Consider the following 16173-nt stretch of genomic DNA (forward strand, 5'->3'; position numbering starts at 1 on the left):
CGGTCTTCGAGCCGGAGGCGTCCGTCACTGCCCAAGTCCGTCACTGCCAAGCAAGCTGCCGAGCCGCGAAACCGAAACGAGCCCATGCGAATTGTGTCCTGCCTTCTGCGCATGATCGCGCTAGCGACGCTGCTTGCGCTCCAGCCGGGCGCCGCGTCGGCCCAGGGTTCGCCCCAAGCCGCCGACGAGGCCTTTACCAGGCTCGGCGCCGACAGCTTTTCCGACACCAATCGCGCCATCGAGATCCTGATCGCGAACGCCCATCCGCAGGCCGCAATCATCATCGAGGCGCTGGCTGATGGCCGGCTTCTGGCCGGAGGCGGCGCGGTCGTCGTCAAGACCAGGGATGGCAAGCTACTCGACGCCAGGACGGGCGCTACGCTTGCCTCGGAACCGCCGGGCCTCGGCGCCGTGCGGCTCAACAATGGCGTCCGCCGCAATATCCAGGCTGCGCTTGGCGGGCTCGGCCTGCTCAATCCCGATGCCGGCAAGCGCATCGCTGCGGCCGAGGCCGTGTTCAAGTCTCGCGATGTCAGCGTGCTGCCGGTGCTGGAGACCGCGATCGGCAAGGAAACCGACACCCGCGCCAAGGCTGCCTTGCGCCAGGCCCAGGCCGCCATCCTGATCGCCAAGACGGACGCGCCGCCCTTCGACCGCCTCGCCGCCATTGACGTGCTGCGCGAGCGCGGCGACCAGGATGCGCTCGCGACGCTGCGCTCGTTGCCCGGCGACGCCACGCCCGCATTGAAGGACGCGCAGGCACGGGCGATCACCGATATCGAGGGCAAGCTGGCGCTATGGCGCACCGCTCAGAACCTCTGGTACGGGCTCTCGCTCGGCTCCGTGCTGCTGCTGGCGGCGATAGGGCTCGCCATCACCTTCGGGGTGATGGGCGTGATCAACATGGCGCATGGCGAGATGGTGATGCTCGGTGCCTACACCACCTTCATCGTCCAGGAGGTCATCCGCACCCGCTTCCCCGGCCTGTTCGACTATTCGCTGGCGATCGCCCTGCCACTGGCCTTCCTCGTCGCCGCTCTCGTCGGCATCGCGATCGAGCGTGGCATCATCCGCTTCCTCTATGGCCGGCCGCTGGAGACGCTGCTCGCGACCTGGGGCATCAGCCTGATCCTGCAGCAGGCGGTGCGCACCGCCTTCGGCCCGACCAATCGCGAGGTCGGCGCTCCCGCCTTCATGTCGGGCGCCTTCGATCTCGGCGGCCTCGCCATCACCTGGAACCGGCTCTGGATCATCGTCTTCGCGGCGCTGGTGTTCGGGGCGCTGCTGGCGATCCTGAAGCTGACGCCGATCGGCCTGCAGATGCGCGCCGTCACCCAGAACCGGCGCATGGCCTCGGCGATGGGCATTCGCACCGGGCGTGTCGATGCCCTGACCTTCGGGCTGGGCTCGGGCGTGGCGGGCTTGGCTGGGGTCGCGCTCTCGCAGATCGACAATGTCAGCCCCAATCTTGGCCAGAGCTACATCATCGACAGCTTCATGGTCGTGGTCTTCGGCGGCGTCGGCAATCTCTGGGGCACGCTGGTCGGCGCGATGACGCTCGGCATCGCCAACAAGCTGCTCGAGCCCTATGCCGGCGCGGTGCTCGGCAAGATCGCGCTGCTCGTCTTCATCATCCTGTTCATCCAGAAACGCCCGCGCGGCCTGTTCGCGCAAAAGGGCAGGGCGGTGGAAGCATGATCACCCGCTTCCTCATCCAGGGCATGGACAAGCGCGGCCTCGTCTTCCTCGCGGTGCTCGCGGCGCTGGCGATCCTCGTCCCGCTCGCCAACCTGCTCCTGCCGCCGGGCTCGCTCCTGCATGTGCCGACCTCGACGATGTCACTCTGGGGCAAATATCTCTGCTACGCGCTGCTGGCGATCTCGCTCGATCTGGTCTGGGGCTATTGCGGCATCCTGAGCCTCGGCCACGGCGCCTTCTTCGCGCTCGGCGGCTATGCCATGGGCATGTATCTGATGCGCCAGATCGGCTCGCGCGGAACCTATGGCAACCCGATCCTGCCCGATTTCATGGTCTTCCTGAACTGGAGCGAATTGCCCTGGTACTGGTACGGTTTCTCCTCCTTTCCCTTCGCCATGCTGATGGTCCTGGCTGTTCCTGGCCTGCTTGCCTTCGTCTTCGGCTGGTTCGCCTTCCGCTCGCGGGTGACGGGCGTCTATCTCTCGATCATCACTCAGGCGCTGACCTATGCGCTGCTGCTCGCCTTCTTCCGCAACGATATGGGCTTTGGCGGCAATAACGGCCTGACCGATTTCAAGGAGATCGTCGGCTTCAACGTCCAGGCGCAGTCGACGCGCGCGGCTCTGTTCTCGATGACCTGTGTCATGCTGATCGCCGGCTTCCTGATCGCGCGCGGCATCGTCTCGTCGAAACTCGGCAAGGTCGTGATCGCGATCCGCGATGCGGAATCCCGCACGCGCTTCCTTGGCTACCGGGTCGACCGTTTCAAGCTCTTCGTCTTCACCATCTCGGCCTGCATGGCGGGGGTCGCCGGCGCGCTCTACGTGCCGCAGGTCGGCATCATCAATCCCAGCGAATTCGCACCGGCGAACTCGATCGAGACCGTGATCTGGGTCGCCGTCGGTGGACGCGGCACGCTGGTCGGCGCGGCCTTGGGCGCGGTCGTCGTCAACTACGCCAAGACCGTCTTCACCTCGGGCTTCATGGCACCGTACTGGCTGTTTGCGCTGGGGGCGCTCTTCGTCTTCGTCACCTTGTTCATGCCCAAGGGCATCCTGGGCACGGCGCAGGATTGGTGGACCAGGCGCAAGGCGCCGCCGGAGCCGTCGCCAGCGGCCGAACCGGCCCCGGCGGAGTGACGACATGAACGCTCCCGTTCCCGGCGCACTCACCTCCTCGCTGCTCTATCTCGACGGCGTCAGCGTCTCCTTCGACGGTTTCAAGGCCATTCGCGGGCTTTCGCTGACCATCGAGCCAGGCGAGATGCGCGCCATCATCGGCCCCAACGGCGCCGGCAAGACAACGATGATGGACATCATCACCGGCAAGACAAAGCCCGATGTCGGCACGGTGATGTTTGGCGGCTCCGTCGACCTGACCAAGCTCGACGAGGCGGCGATCGCCAATCTCGGCATCGGTCGCAAATTCCAGAAGCCGACGGTGTTCGATTTCCACACCATCGAGGACAACATCCTGCTGGCGCTGAAATCGAAGCGCACGGTGGCCAGGACCCTGTTCTGGAAGACGGCGGCTGCGGACGCCAAGCGCATCGACGACATCCTCGGCATCATCAAGCTCGGCGATGCGCGCGATCGGCTCGCCGGCTCGCTCTCGCATGGCCAGAAGCAGTGGCTCGAGATCGGCATGCTCCTGGCGCAGGATCCAAAGCTCCTGCTGGTCGATGAGCCCGCCGCCGGCATGACCGATGGCGAGACGGCCGAGACGGCCACCCTCCTCAAGGAGATCGCCAGGGATCATTCGGTCATCGTGGTCGAGCACGACATGGGCTTCATCCGCGAACTCGGCGTGAAGGTGACCGTGCTGCATGAGGGCTCGGTTCTGGCCGAGGGCCCGCTCGACCAGGTCAGCGCCAATGAGCGCGTCGTCGAAGTGTATCTGGGACGATGAGCATGATCTGGAAAAGTGGGAACCGGCTTTCCGATCAGATCATGCGGCAGAAAGCTGACCAATGCTGAGCGTCGACGCCATCGATCTGCATTACGGCGCAGCCCAGGCGCTCCGCCGCGTCTCGGTCACGGCCGAGATCGGCAAGGTCACCTGCGTGATGGGCCGCAACGGCGTCGGCAAGACCTCGCTGATGCGCGCCATCGTCGGCCATCAGGCGATCTCGGGCGGCAAGATCAGCTTTGGCGGCGAGGACATCTCGAAGCTGCGCAGCGAGGATCGCGCGCGCGCCGGCATCGCCTATGTGCCGCAGGGGCGGGAGGTGTTCCCGCTGCTGAGCGTGAAGGAAAATCTGGAGACGGGTTATGCGCCCTTGCCCCGCAAGGAGCGCTACGTTCCCAGCGAACTGTTTGACCTATTCCCCGTGCTGAAGTCGATGTTGGGGCGGCGCGGCGGAGACCTCTCGGGTGGCCAGCAACAGCAACTCGCCATCGCGCGGGCGCTGGTCACCCGGCCCAAATTGCTGGTGCTGGACGAGCCGACCGAGGGCATCCAGCCCTCGATCATCAAGGATATCGGCCGCGCGATCGATTATCTGCGCTCCAAGGGCGACATGGCGATCGTGCTGGTCGAGCAATATTTCGACTTCGCCCGCGATCTCGCCGACACGATGTTCGTGATGGAGCGCGGCGAGGTCGTGCTGTCTGGGCCGATGGCCGAGCTCGACGCCAATCAAGTGCAGAGGCTGATCCAGGTTTAGCGCAAGGAGGGCTTCAAAACGCGAGCGGGGCGTTGTCGACGACCTCCTTCATCACGAAGAAGGTCCGCGTCTGCCGCACGCCGGGCAGCGCGATCAGCTTGTCAGCGTGCAGCTTGTTGAAATCGGCCATGTCCTTGACGCGGATCTTGAGGAAATAGTCGAAATCGCCGGCGACGATGTGGCAATCGAGGACGGTGGGCATGTTCCGGATGGCGGCCTCGAAGTCGCCGAAGCTTTCGGGCGTGGAGCGATCCAGCACCACGCCGACGAAGGCCAGCGTGCCCATCTCGACATGTTGCGGCGAGACCTGCGCGCGCACCGAGGAAATATAGCCCTCGCTGAACAGGCGCTGGATCCGCCGATGGCAGGTGGCGGGGCTGGTATTGACCCGTTTGGCGATCTCGGCATTGCCGAGCCGCCCATCCGCCTGCAGCAGGCGCAGGATTTTGAGGTCGGTTCGGTCGAGTTTTTCAACCATGGAAGAAACGTCCATTTTTATGCCGATTTTCGGAACGCACGGCGCAGCAATCCGATAATTGCGGAAGCTTCAGAAAAAACAAGCATTCACTTTGGAAGGACGTCTCAACTGAGATTCGATATTTTCTCCCGATCATTTTTGAGGGAGACGAGCCTGCCATGTTGAGCAAATTCGAGCGCTATCCGCTGACCTTCGGCCCCACGCCGATCGAGAAATTATCGCGCCTGTCCGCCCATCTCGGCGGCCATGTCGAGATCTTCGCCAAGCGCGAGGATTGCAATTCGGGCCTGGCCTTCGGCGGCAACAAGCTGCGCAAGCTCGAATATATCGTGCCCGACGCCATCGCCAGCAACGCCGATACGCTGGTCTCGATCGGTGGCGTGCAGTCGAACCACACCCGCATGGTCGCCGCGACCGCGGCCAAGATCGGCATGAAGTGCCGCCTGATCCAGGAAAGCTGGGTGCCGCATGAGGACGCCGTCTATGACCGCGTCGGCAATATCCTGATGTCGCGCGTCATGGGCGCCGAGGTCCAGCTGGTCGATGAGGGCTTCGACATCGGCATCCGCGAGAGCTGGGAAAAGGCGCTCGCCGATGTGAAGGCAAAGGGCGGCAAGCCCTATGCGATTCCCGCTGGCGCTTCGGTCCATAAATTCGGTGGTCTCGGCTATGTCGGCTTCGCCGAGGAAGTGCGGGCCCAGGAAGCCGAACTCGGCTTCAAATTCGACTACATCATCGTCTGCACCGTCACCGGCTCGACCCATGCCGGCATGGTCGTCGGCTTCGCCAAAGATGGCCGCCAGCGCAACGTCATCGGCATCGACGCCTCCTTCACTCCGGCCCAGACCCGCGCCCAGGTTCTCGATATCGCCCAGAAGACTTCGGCCCTCGTCGGCGGCAAGGACATCACTGACGAGGATATCGTCCTGAACGAGGACTATGCCTACCCGGTCTATGGCGTGCCCTCACAGGAGACCATCGAGGCGATCCGCCTCTCGGCCCGTCTTGAAGGCATGATGACCGACCCTGTCTATGAGGGGAAATCCATGCAGGGCATGATCGATCTGGTGAAGAAGGGCTTCTTCCCGGCCGGCTCCAAGGTGCTCTACGCGCATCTTGGCGGCGTGCCGGCGATCAACGGCTACAGCTACACCTTCCGCAACGGCTGAGCCGCCATGGAAGCCGTCGTCTTCTTCGAGTTTGCCTCCGAAGCGTCCGGCGTCCGGTCGAGCCTGCTTGACCGGATCGGACCCATCGCCCTGTCGGGCGATGGCCGGCTGAACTTCGTCGGAACGGAGCGCGACGAGCGTGGCCGGCCAGTCTCCGAGGTCATCGCGCTCGGCTTCAAGAGCGCGGAGACGGCGCAAGCGGTCATGCTGCGTTGGCGCGGCGACCCGGCCTTTCCGGCCGGGGTGAAGACGCGATTGATGCGGATCGAGCCGATCTGGTCGATCGAGCCCTTGGCGATGATGTTCCCCTAGAGCCGGGGCAGCCGCTTCAGCCGTGAAGCGACAGGCCCTTGGTGATCTTGTCGGCCTCCTTGCGCTCGGCATGGATCGCCAGGCCGACGAGATCGAGCGCCGCTGTCGCGACAGCGGCGACGGCGGCGCGATTGTCGCTGTCATTGCCGGTCGCGAACAGCTCCTGCGTGTAGAGATGCGGCCGCACGCCGCGCTGCTGGGCCCGCTGGAGCATCAATGTGAGCTGCTCGCTGGTCGCGGCAAAGATCAGGACGGGCTGGCGGATCAGCGGGCCGTAGAACCGGCCCGATGCATCGTTGTAGTCCTCGCCCCTCAGTTCGGGGTAAGCTCCCACGAGGCCGCCGGCGAGGAAGCTGGCGACGTTGAGTTTTTGCCAGGTGGCGAGATCCTCGCGCACCGCTATGGCGATCTTGGTGTCGTAACGGATCTTGGTATCGTAAGGCATGGCACAATCGATAGACGAGCCAGGGCCGGGTGGTCTTGAACGATCGTGCGGCCCCTCACAGGGTGACTGGCTGCGCGTGGGGCCGGGCTCTGACGGCATCGAGCGGATCGAGGCCTTCTTCACCGGCCACGCTTATGACCCGCACAGGCACGACACCTATGCGCTGGGCCTGACGCTGAGCGGCGTGCAGAGCTTCGACTACCGCGGCAGCCGGCAGGATAGCTGCGCGGGCAATGCGATCGTCCTGCATCCGGACGAGATTCATAATGGCCGCGCCGGCGTCGAATCCGGCTTCCGCTACCGCATGCTGTATCTGGAGCCCCGGCTCCTGCGGGAGGCGCTGGGCGATGAGGCCCGTGCGCTGCCCTTCATCTCGGCGGCGGTTTCGTCTGATCCGCGTCTCGTCCGCGCGATCGCACGCGGCTTGCGCGCGATCGAAGCGCCATTGCCGGCCGACGAAGCCGACGACATCGTCCTGGGGTTGGCCGAGGCCCTGCTGGCGCTCGACCCATCCGCCGCGCGCCCAGTGGGCTCGCGCCATGCCCAGGCAGCCTCGGAGCGCGTCAGGTCGTTTCTCGACGCCCATGCGGAGCGGGTCGTTACATCAGGTGAGCTGGAAGCCGTTGCCGGGCTCGATCGTTTCGCGCTGGCCCGCCATTTCCGCGCGAGCTTCGGCACGAGCCCCTATAATTATCTCGTCATGCGCCGGCTCGACCGGGCCCGTGCCATGCTGCGGTCGGGACTTGAAATCGCGGATGTCGCCGCCGCCTGCGGTTTCGCCGACCAGAGCCATCTGACGCGCCAGTTCCGCCGGGCTTTCGGCGTCACGCCGGGGCGGTGGCGCAACCTGCATCGCCATCCGGAGTGAGCGACGGCCATGAGGCCGTCCTCCCTCCGGATGTTCGGCTATGCAGGCCTATTGCCTTCGTTGCGGGCCTACTTACCCTCGTTGATCGTGATCTTCGGCAAGGCGCTGCTGGGCAAACCGTATTTCACGAATATCGCGTCATAGGTGCCCTTGGCCTTGAGGCGGTCGAGCGCGCCCTTGACCGCATCGCGCAACTGGTTGCCCTCAGTGGTCTTCACGAAGGGAATGCCGCCGCGCACATCGGTGAAGGGCGCGCCGATCGGCACATAGGTGTTGGGCTCGAGCTTGAGGAAATAGGGCATCACCTCGCTGCCCTGGACGGCGGCCTGGAGGCGCTGGGTCTTGAGCTGGGTGCGGGCATCGATCGAGCCTTCTGTGCCGACGATCGTCAGTGCCGGTTTGCCCTTGGCGACGCAGTTTTCCTTGCTCCAGGCTTCCATCTCGGACAGCCAGCTGGTCGCGCGGCTGGCGCCGACCGTCTTGCCGCAAAGGTCCTCCATCGTCTTCAAGCCCGGGGCCAGCGCCGTGATGGTGTAGAACTGCGCGCCCGACGAGAAATAGTCGATGAAATCGGCGGTTTCGCGCCGAGCCGGCTTATCCGACATGCCGGCCATGACCATATCGACGCGGCCGGTCTGGAGCGAAGGCAGCATCTGCGCGAAAGCGGTTTCCTGCCACTCGATCGTGACGCCGAGTTCCTTGCCGATCGCTTCGCCGATTTCGATGTCGAGCCCGGTCAGGGTGTTGGTCGCCGGGTCCTTGAAGATGATCGGCGGATAGTTCGGCTGCGTCGCGACGATGATCTTGCCGGCGGTTTTGATGCGGGCCGGCAGTTCCTGAGCGGAAACCGCCGCGGGCAGGCAGAACGCCAAAGCGGCGAGCAGGCTTCGTGAGGTCAGGGTCATGGCAATCCTCCGGATCGGTTCAGGCAAGGGTTGAAGGCATGGGTTCAAGGCAAGAGCTTAAGGCAGGACCGCGGCGATGAAGTCGCGGGTGCGGGGATGTTCGGGTGCGCTCAGCACCTGGGCGGGTGGGCCCTGTTCGATCAGGCGGCCTTGATCCATGAAGACGACGCGGTCGGCGACCTCGCGCGCGAAACCGAGCTCATGCGTCACCACGATCATCGTCATGCCGCTCTTGGCCAGGTCGCGCATCACGGCGAGCACCTCGCCGACGAGTTCCGGATCGAGCGCCGAGGTCGGTTCGTCGAACAGCATCAGCCTGGGCTTCATCGCGAGCGCGCGGGCGATCGCGACGCGCTGCTGCTGGCCTCCCGAAAGCTCGGACGGGTAGGCCCCGTGTTTCTCGGCGAGGCCGACCCGCGCCAGCAGGCGCTCGGCCTCGGCGATGGCAGCGGCCCTGGGCTGCTTCAGGACGGTCACCGGCCCCTCGATCACGTTCTGCAGCGCCGTCATATGGCCGAAGAGATTGAAGCGCTGGAAGACCATGCCGCTGGCGAGGCGCTGGCGCGCGATCTCCTTGTCGGTCAACTCGATCAACCGGTCGCTGGTGCGCCGGAAGCCGGCGAGTTCGCCATCGACCCAGATCGCGCCAGCATCGATGCGTTCGAGCTGGTTGATGCAGCGCAAGAGCGTGCTCTTGCCGGAGCCGGAGGGGCCGATGATGCAGACCACTTCCCCGGGCGCGACGTCGAGGGAGACGGAATCGAGCGCCGCGAGACTGCCGAAGCGCTTCGTCAGCGACAGCGCCTGGACCATGGGGCGGTTCGCGGGGGCCTCAACCATTGCGCGCTCCCGCACCGGCGCGGCCCTTGGCGAAATGCCGCTCCAGCACGACCTGCCCGAGCGAAAGGATCGAGACCACGATCAGATACCAGCCGGCTGCGACGATCAGCAATTCGATCACCCGGGCATTGGCGTAGTAGATCGTCTGAGCGTTGCGCAGGATCTCAGAGAACTGGATCACGCTGGCGATCGAGGTCAGCTTGACCATGCTGACCACCTCGTTGCCGACAGGCGGGATGATCACCCGCATCGATTGCGGCAGCACGATCCGGCGCAACGTCGTCAGCCGGGTCATGCCGATCGCCTTGGCCGCTTCGACCTGACCGTGATCGACAGAGAGGATGCCGGAGCGCACGACCTCGGCCGTATAGGCGCCCTGGTTGATGCCCAGGCCCAGCAGTGTCGCCATGAAGGGACCGATCAGGTCGATCGTCCGTGCCGAGAACAGGCCCGGAATGCCGATCGTCGGGAAGACCAGCGCGAGGTTGAACCAGATCAGCAATTGCAGGATCAGCGGCGTGCCGCGGAAGAACCAGATGTAGAACGCCGCTGAGCCGCGCATCACGGCATTGGGCGACATCGCCATGATCGCGAAGAGGACGCCGAGCGCGATGCCCAGCGCCATGGCGCAGACCGTCATGATCACGGTGTTGGCGAGGCCGCCCAGGATGGCGGGCGCGGTGAAGAACTGGCCGACCACCTTCCAGGCGATGTCGCCTTCGGCGAAAGCCTTCACCACGAGCGCAAGCGCAAGCAGGACCAGGGTCGCGGAAATCCAGCGTCCGAGATGCAGCCTGCCGACACGGGGCAGGCTGAGGATCGTCGGGTCGAGCGCCGTCCCCGGCATCTGGCTTGAAGTCATGGTTGCGGTCCCCGATATCCGTCGGCCCAGTCACGCTGCACGGCGAGGCGCTGCATCAGCCGATCGATCTGCTCGGCCACGCGTGCAGGCGACGTGCCACCTTTGGCCATACGCGCATCGAGTGCCGCCTCCAATGTCAGATGTTCCCTGATATCGGGCGTGAGGCGGGGATCGATCGAGGCCAGCCCGGCATCGTCGATCTCGTGCAATTGGCAGGATGTCTCCTCGCAGAGGCGCACCAGCGCACCGGTGATCTCATGCGCCTCGCTGAAGGCTACGCCTCTGCGCGCCAGGAAATCGGCGACCTCGGTCGCCAGCGTGAAACCGCGTGACGCAGCGTCCCGCATGGTCGCGACATCGACCGTCATGGTGGCGACCAGGCCGGCCATGGCGGGAAGCACCAGCGCCAAGCCATCGACTGCATCGCAACAGGCGTTCTTATCCTCGGCGAGGTCGCGGTTATACGACAAGGGCAGGCTCTTCAGCGCCGCCAGCATCGTCATGAGCCCACCGATCAGCCGGGCCGAGCGGCCGCGCGTCAATTCGGCGATATCGGGATTCTTCTTCTGCGGCATGATGGAGGATCCGGTCGCGAAGGAATCATGCAGCGAAATCCAGCGATAAGGCTGCGTGCACCAGATCACGATCTCCTCGGCCAGCCTGGAGAGATTGACCGCGTGCATGGCCGTGACGAACAGGAACTCCGCGACATGGTCGCGCGAGCCGACAGCATCGACCGAGTTCTCGAATGAGCCGTCATAGCCGAGTTCCTCGGCGACAAGCTCGGGGTTGAGCGCGATCGCGGAACCCGCCAGCGCGGCGGCGCCGAGCGGGGAGACGGCATTGCGCCTGTCCCAGTCGATCAACCGCTCGGCATCACGAGCGAAGGCCTGAGCATGGGCCATCAGATGATGGCCGAAGGTGATGGGCTGTGCCGCCTGAAGATGCGTCACACCCGGCACCGGCGTCGCGATATGCTCGCGGGCCTGCGCGACGATGGCGTCCTGCAGGCTGAGCAGATTCGTCATCAGCCCGCGGGCATGGTGGCGCAGATACAGTTTGAGGTCGTTGGCGGCCTGGTCGTTGCGTGAGCGCCCGGCGCGAATCTTGCCGCCGAGAGGGCCGAGCCGTTGTGTCAGGACGCGTTCGAGGAAGGTCTGGACATCCTCGTCCTCCGGCCAGGGTTCGATCAGCCCTGTCGCGTGGAGCTTCTCGACCGTGTCGATCTCCCTCTGGATCGTCGCGACCTCGGCCTCGTCGAGCAGGCCGGCGCGGCCGAGTTCGCGGGTATGGGCGCGCGAGCCGGCAAGATCGTATGGTGCGAGGCCGAAATCGCTGGCCTCCGAGCGGGACAGGCGGGTCAGCGTAGGATCGGGGTCGGCGGTGAAACGTCCGCCCCACAGACGCAATGGCTGGTTCACGCTGGCTCTCCGCTCTGACGTAACGCCAGGCAGGTTAGTGCGCATGCGTTTGCGCCGGCAAAGGAGATGATTTCCGACGACCATTCCATTTTGGAATAGCTCTTTCGCTGGGCATCGCCGTGGATTAGTGTGGGCGATGCTTTCGGACGCACCCTCGCTTCTCTCGGCGCCGCTGCCGCGGCGGCTGCCTTCGACCATGGGTCTGCGCGTCGTCGAGGCGGTTGCGCGTCATGGCTCCTGCTCGGGCGCGGCCGACGAACTGAATCTGACCCAGAGTGCTGTCAGCAAGCAGTTGCGCGGCGTCGAGCAGATTGTCGGCGCGAGCCTGTTTGCGCGTAACCGGCGTGGTCTGGAGCCGACCGAGGCCGGCCACGCCTTCATCGGTCCGGCCAGGGAGGTGCTCGTCGCTTTGGCATCGGCGGTCGGCGGTGTTGCAGGTTTTCGCCAGGAGCAGCCGATGCTCAGGCTGCATGTGCTGCCGATCCTTGGTGACCGCTGGCTGGTGCCGCGATTCTCGCGCTTCGCCGAGGAGCATCCCGAAATCGAGGTCCAGTTCACCAACTTCGTCGCCCATGGCACGGCCGAAGCCGCGGACGCGACCTTTCGCTTCGGTGAGGGCGACTGGCCCGGACAGCAGGCGGACTATCTGTTTGGGCGCGATGTCGCGCTGGTCGCGGCGCCTGACCTTCTGGCGCGCCTGGGACCGATCGGCGATGTCAGGGATATCGCGCGGTTCCCAGTGCTCGACCATCCGCCCACGCCGCTGCGCTGGGGCGAGTTTGCCGAGGCCAATACCGTGGCTGACCTTGTTCCACAGCGGGTGATCCGCTTCGGCTTCTATGCCCTGGTCATCCGTGCGGCGATCGCGGGGCAGGGGGTGGCGCTGGTGCCGCGTGCGCTGGTTGTGGAGGAGCTCTCGGGCGGCCGCCTCGTCAACCCGGCCGGGCTCGGTTTTCGCAGCCGGCACGGCTATTGGCTGACCCGCCCGGCGGATCGGCCACCGAGCCCGGCGCTCGTCCTGCTGCGTGATTGGCTTGTCGCGGAGGCGGTCGGGATGCAAGAAGCGCGGTGAACGAGAAGCGCCATGAAGCGGACCGGCGGTCGAGACGCCCCGGCCATGAAGGGTTGAAACGATGCAGCTAGGAATGGTCGGCCTCGGCCGGATGGGTGCGAACATCGTGCGCAGGCTGATGCAGGCCGGGCATGATTGCGTGGTCTATGACCGTGACCCCAAGCCTGGCGCCGCACTCGCCGAGAAGGGGGCGGTCGTCGCCTCCGACCTGAAGGACATGGTCGCCAAGCTTGCCGCGCCGCGCGCCATCTGGGTCATGCTGCCGGCCGGCGAGATCACCGAGGCGACGCTGACCGAATTGTCCGACTTGCTGTCTCCTGGCGATACGCTGATCGACGGCGGCAACGCCTTCTGGAAGGACGATGTCCGGCGCGGCCAGGAGCTTTCGGCCAAGGGCCTGCATTATCTCGATATCGGCACCAGCGGCGGCGTGCATGGGCTGGAGCGCGGCTATTGCCTGATGATCGGCGGCGACAAAGAGACCGTCGCGCGCTTGGACCCGCTGCTGAAGGCGCTTGCATCCGGCAAGGGCGATATCCCTGAGACCAGCCATCGCGACGGTCGCAACCCGACCAGCGAGGAGGGTTACCTGCATTGCGGGCCGGTGGGTGCAGGTCATTTCGTCAAGATGGTCCATAACGGCATCGAATACGGCATGATGCAGGCCTTCGCCGAGGGCTTCGACCTGCTGCGCAACGCCTCCGCCAAGGAGGGCCTGCCGCCGGAATACGGCTTCGATTTCGATGTCGCCGAGATTTCCGAGGTCTGGCGGCGCGGCTCGGTTGTGACCTCCTGGCTGCTCGACCTGACGGCATCGGCGCTCGCAGCCGACGAGGATCTGTCGGCCTATACCGGCAATGTCTCGGATTCGGGCGAGGGGCGCTGGACTGTGCAGGCCGCGATCGAGACCGCGACGCCGGCCGAGGTGCTGACCTCCTCGCTTTATACCCGCTTCCGCTCGCGCAAGGACCACACCTTCGCCGAGAAGGTGCTCTCGGCCATGCGCGCCGGCTTCGGCGGCCATGTCGAGCCCAAGAAGCCGGTCTGACGCGCCATGAGCAATTCGAAGAAGGGCGGCGGGCCCGCCGTCATCGTCGTCATGGGCGTCGCGAGCTCGGGCAAGACCTCACTGGGCGAGCGCCTGGCCGAGCGTCTGGGTTGGCCGTTCCGCGATGCCGATTCGTTCCATCCGCCGCAGAATGTCGCCAAGATGGCGGGCGGCACGCCATTGAACGACGAGGACCGCAAGCCCTGGCTCGCAGCCATCGCCGCCTGGATCGACGAGCTTCGGGCGTCAGGCAAGAATGGCATCGTCACCTGTTCGGCGCTGAAGCGGGCTTATCGCCGCGTCATCATCGGCGATCGCCCTGATGTCGCCCTGGTCTATCTCAAGGGCTCGCGCGAGTTGATCGGTGCGCGTATGGCGGCGCGACAGCACCATTTCATGCCGCCCGCACTGCTCGACAGCCAGTTCGCTGCGCTGGAGGAGCCCGGCGAGGACGAACATCCGCTGGTGATGCCGGTCGAGCTGCCGAAGGATGAGATCCTACGCGCGGTGCTGACGAAGCTTGGCCTGGATTGACCAGCCCAGGCTCACGCTGTCGCTGATAGCTCTGGAGGTGCAATAGCTTCCAGGGCGTGCTTGATGTTGGCTAAACGAGCGTCAAGCGCCTTGGCGGGGCGCCTGGGCGTAGGCTCACGTCACCTCGAACCAGGACCAGAGCCCGAGATCGAAACGCTCCAGGACCGTCGAGGAGATCATCCAGCGCCCCGGATTCTCGGCGATGAAGGCGATGTGCAGCCGCTTGCCCTCGGGAATCTGCACCGTGTCCATGAAATAGGGCTCCCAGCCATCGTCGAGCGGGTGCAGCAGCCGGAAGCAGTGGCCATGCACATGGATCGGCTGGAGGAAGGCCGTCCTGTTTTCGATCGCGAGCACGATCGGCGTGCCGCGCTTGACGCTGACGAGCGGCTTGCTGGCGTCTCCGACGCCGCCATTGATCCGCCAGGGCCTGGAGAGATCGAGGCCGGCGAGATCCAGCTTGAGCTCGGGCATGACCTTCGCCCCACCCTCGATGACGATCTGGGGGCGGACCGCATCCTGGAGGCGCACAGCGGCGGGAAGCGTCGGGTTGGGCTTCAGCGCGGCAGGCGCAGTCGCGGCCGCTTTCTTTGCGCCCTCAGTCACCAGCCGGACAAGCGGCACGCCGGCGCCGATCAACGCGGTCACGATCGCGGTCGCGCCCAGCTCCTCGGGCATGTCGACGATCAGATCGTAGCGCGTGCCCGGCGCGAAAGGCAGTTGCGCGCGCACCGGCTCGAAGGTGTCGGTCGGCTGCCCGTCGACGGCGACGACCGAGGCCTTCACCCCGTCGAAGCGCAACCGCATGATCCGGGCGTTGCAGGCATTGGCGAGGCGCAGGCGGACGCGCGCGCCAGGAGCGACTGCAACACGCTGCGGCGGCGGAGCGCCATTGACCGTCAGCCAGCTTCCGAGCCGGCCACCGGCCGCGCTCTCGGAGCTTGCCGCGGCGAAGGGGCGAATGGCGTGGTCGTCGCCGAGCAGCCAATCCGCGACCATCACCGGCAGATCCAGGTCGACCGCCAGCGGCTCCGCCTCCTCGACGATCAGCAATCCGCCAAGGCCTCGACCGGCAGGCTCGGACGAATCGCCGACGAGCAGCGGCCGATAGAGGAAGGTGCCGGCATCCGGCGGCGTCAGCCGGTATTCGAAGCTCGCGCCTGGAGCGACCGCGGGCTGGCTGAAGCCGCCGACCCCATCCATGGCGGCCGTGCCGCGCACCCCCTGCCAGTGCAGGGACAGCGGCAGGGCGGTTCGGTTGTCGAGCTTGAGGCGCAACGTCTCGCCCAGCTTGATTCGCAGAGCCGGGCCTGGAGACGCCCCGTTCAACGCCAGGATGTCGGTTTCGCCCGCGGGTGCTGGCCGCAGGCGCGCCTTGCCGGGTGCTGCAACCAGCAGGCTCAATGGCGGCTCGGCTTCGGCAGAGCCGGCTGGCGGCTTGGCCTGGGATGAGGCCCGCCCGGCAAGCGCGATCGTCGTCGTGGCGCCAAGGCCGGCGAGGGTGGCGCGCCTTGTTGGCGTAAGGGTCGATCGCGAGGAGGAAGGAAGGCCTTTGTCGGTCATGCGCCCGGCATAATCTGTGACGTGCGATCTGGCGAGAGGCAGCCTTCGCGCGGCCTGACGATGCGCCGCGATACGGTGCGGCAGGGCGACCTTCGCAGAAACGTCGCATTTTTTTGCTGCATGGCCTGCTCGAAATGCGTATAGCACCGCGGCCCAACGATGGCCGCGCTGCGTTTGCTCGCGTGCAGCGCTATCGGGCCGGCGGGCGTGGCGGAATTGGTAGACGCACTGGTTTTAGGTACCAGCGGCGAAAGTCGTGGGGGTTCGAGTCCCTCCGCCCGCACCAGCAGGCG

17 protein-coding genes and 1 tRNA gene are annotated in these 16173 nt (G+C 65.7%); 11 read left to right on the top strand and 7 right to left on the bottom strand.

From position 1 onward, the window contains the following. Positions 1-84: 84 nt before the first annotated feature. The 4 genes from urtB (at position 85) to urtE (ending at position 4363) form a co-directional block, all read left to right on the top strand. Positions 85-1698, top strand: coding sequence for an urea ABC transporter permease subunit UrtB (gene urtB / locus ACSQ3P_RS04415; protein ID WP_436164411.1), 1614 nt, complete (start codon positions 85-87; stop codon positions 1696-1698). Further along, positions 1695-2837: an urea ABC transporter permease subunit UrtC gene (gene urtC, locus ACSQ3P_RS04420; protein WP_436164412.1), complete on the top strand. Its 1143-nt coding sequence runs from the start codon at positions 1695-1697 to the stop codon at positions 2835-2837. The genes urtB and urtC overlap by 4 nt, the downstream gene beginning before the upstream one ends. A gap of 4 nt (positions 2838-2841) precedes the next feature. Continuing rightward, entirely contained in the window at positions 2842-3606 is a 765-nt protein-coding gene (gene urtD / locus ACSQ3P_RS04425; protein ID WP_436164413.1) for an urea ABC transporter ATP-binding protein UrtD, read from the top strand. A gap of 61 nt (positions 3607-3667) precedes the next feature. Continuing rightward, positions 3668-4363, top strand: coding sequence for an urea ABC transporter ATP-binding subunit UrtE (urtE, locus tag ACSQ3P_RS04430; protein WP_069691751.1), 696 nt, complete (start codon positions 3668-3670; stop codon positions 4361-4363). Positions 4364-4376: 13 nt separating this feature from the next. Here urtE and ACSQ3P_RS04435 read toward each other — a convergent pair whose 3' ends face one another. Next, positions 4377-4841 carry an Lrp/AsnC family transcriptional regulator gene (locus tag ACSQ3P_RS04435; protein ID WP_436164414.1) on the bottom strand — a complete coding sequence of 155 codons (465 nt, stop codon included), beginning with the start codon at positions 4839-4841 and terminating at the stop codon, positions 4377-4379. 158 nt (positions 4842-4999) lie between these two features. On the opposite strand from ACSQ3P_RS04435, the gene ACSQ3P_RS04440 reads away from it, so the two are divergent. Both ACSQ3P_RS04440 and ACSQ3P_RS04445 read left to right on the top strand, forming a co-directional pair. After that, on the top strand, positions 5000-6010 hold the full coding sequence (locus ACSQ3P_RS04440; RefSeq protein WP_436164415.1) for a 1-aminocyclopropane-1-carboxylate deaminase: 1011 nt from the start codon (positions 5000-5002) through the stop codon (positions 6008-6010). A gap of 6 nt (positions 6011-6016) precedes the next feature. Then, positions 6017-6322, top strand: coding sequence for a hypothetical protein (locus ACSQ3P_RS04445; RefSeq protein ID WP_436164416.1), 306 nt, complete (start codon positions 6017-6019; stop codon positions 6320-6322). Positions 6323-6338: 16 nt separating this feature from the next. Here the strand turns inward: ACSQ3P_RS04445 and ACSQ3P_RS04450 are convergent, their stop codons facing one another. Then, on the bottom strand, positions 6339-6749 hold the full coding sequence (locus tag ACSQ3P_RS04450; RefSeq protein WP_436165160.1) for a DUF2000 family protein: 411 nt from the start codon (positions 6747-6749) through the stop codon (positions 6339-6341). A gap of 94 nt (positions 6750-6843) precedes the next feature. Here ACSQ3P_RS04450 and ACSQ3P_RS04455 point away from each other — a divergent pair, with 94 nt between their 5' ends. Beyond that, positions 6844-7635, top strand: a complete 792-nt coding sequence (locus tag ACSQ3P_RS04455; protein WP_436164417.1) for an AraC family transcriptional regulator — start codon at positions 6844-6846, stop codon at positions 7633-7635. 68 nt (positions 7636-7703) lie between these two features. On the opposite strand, the gene ACSQ3P_RS04460 is transcribed toward ACSQ3P_RS04455, so the two are convergent. Genes ACSQ3P_RS04460 through argH form a run of 4 tightly spaced genes read right to left on the bottom strand, consistent with a single transcriptional unit; the run spans position 7704 to position 11663 of the window. Further along, complete coding sequence (locus tag ACSQ3P_RS04460) at positions 7704-8540, bottom strand: ABC transporter substrate-binding protein (RefSeq protein ID WP_436164418.1); 837 nt, start codon at positions 8538-8540, stop codon at positions 7704-7706. A 57-nt stretch (positions 8541-8597) separates the two neighbouring features. After that, positions 8598-9380 (bottom strand): amino acid ABC transporter ATP-binding protein, encoded by a 783-nt coding sequence (locus ACSQ3P_RS04465; protein WP_436164419.1) that lies wholly within the window; start codon positions 9378-9380, stop codon positions 8598-8600. Continuing rightward, on the bottom strand, positions 9373-10227 hold the full coding sequence (locus tag ACSQ3P_RS04470; protein WP_436165161.1) for an amino acid ABC transporter permease: 855 nt from the start codon (positions 10225-10227) through the stop codon (positions 9373-9375). The genes ACSQ3P_RS04465 and ACSQ3P_RS04470 overlap by 8 nt, the downstream gene beginning before the upstream one ends. An 11-nt stretch (positions 10228-10238) precedes the next feature. Then, positions 10239-11663, bottom strand: coding sequence for an argininosuccinate lyase (argH, locus tag ACSQ3P_RS04475; RefSeq protein WP_436164420.1), 1425 nt, complete (start codon positions 11661-11663; stop codon positions 10239-10241). Between the two features lie 136 nt (positions 11664-11799). Here argH and ACSQ3P_RS04480 point away from each other — a divergent pair, with 136 nt between their 5' ends. The 3 genes from ACSQ3P_RS04480 (at position 11800) to ACSQ3P_RS04490 (ending at position 14317) form a co-directional block, all read left to right on the top strand. Next, complete coding sequence (locus tag ACSQ3P_RS04480) at positions 11800-12735, top strand: LysR substrate-binding domain-containing protein (protein WP_436164421.1); 936 nt, start codon at positions 11800-11802, stop codon at positions 12733-12735. 61 nt (positions 12736-12796) lie between these two features. Then, the gene (gene gnd, locus ACSQ3P_RS04485; protein WP_436164422.1) at positions 12797-13783 is read left to right on the top strand and encodes a phosphogluconate dehydrogenase (NAD(+)-dependent, decarboxylating); all 987 of its coding nucleotides are present in this window, start codon (positions 12797-12799) and stop codon (positions 13781-13783) included. Between the two features lie 6 nt (positions 13784-13789). Next, positions 13790-14317 carry a gluconokinase gene (locus ACSQ3P_RS04490; RefSeq protein WP_436164423.1) on the top strand — a complete coding sequence of 176 codons (528 nt, stop codon included), beginning with the start codon at positions 13790-13792 and terminating at the stop codon, positions 14315-14317. Positions 14318-14431: 114 nt separating this feature from the next. On the opposite strand, the gene ACSQ3P_RS04495 is transcribed toward ACSQ3P_RS04490, so the two are convergent. Beyond that, entirely contained in the window at positions 14432-15880 is a 1449-nt protein-coding gene (locus tag ACSQ3P_RS04495; protein WP_436164424.1) for a multicopper oxidase family protein, read from the bottom strand. Between the two features lie 201 nt (positions 15881-16081). Here ACSQ3P_RS04495 and ACSQ3P_RS04500 point away from each other — a divergent pair. Continuing rightward, positions 16082-16166: transfer RNA gene (locus tag ACSQ3P_RS04500), tRNA-Leu, on the top strand. Positions 16167-16173: the final 7 nt, after the last annotated feature.

The sequence above is a fragment of the Allobosea sp. LjRoot9 genome (assembly GCF_964252745.1).
GTDB lineage: Bacteria > Pseudomonadota > Alphaproteobacteria > Rhizobiales > Beijerinckiaceae > Allobosea.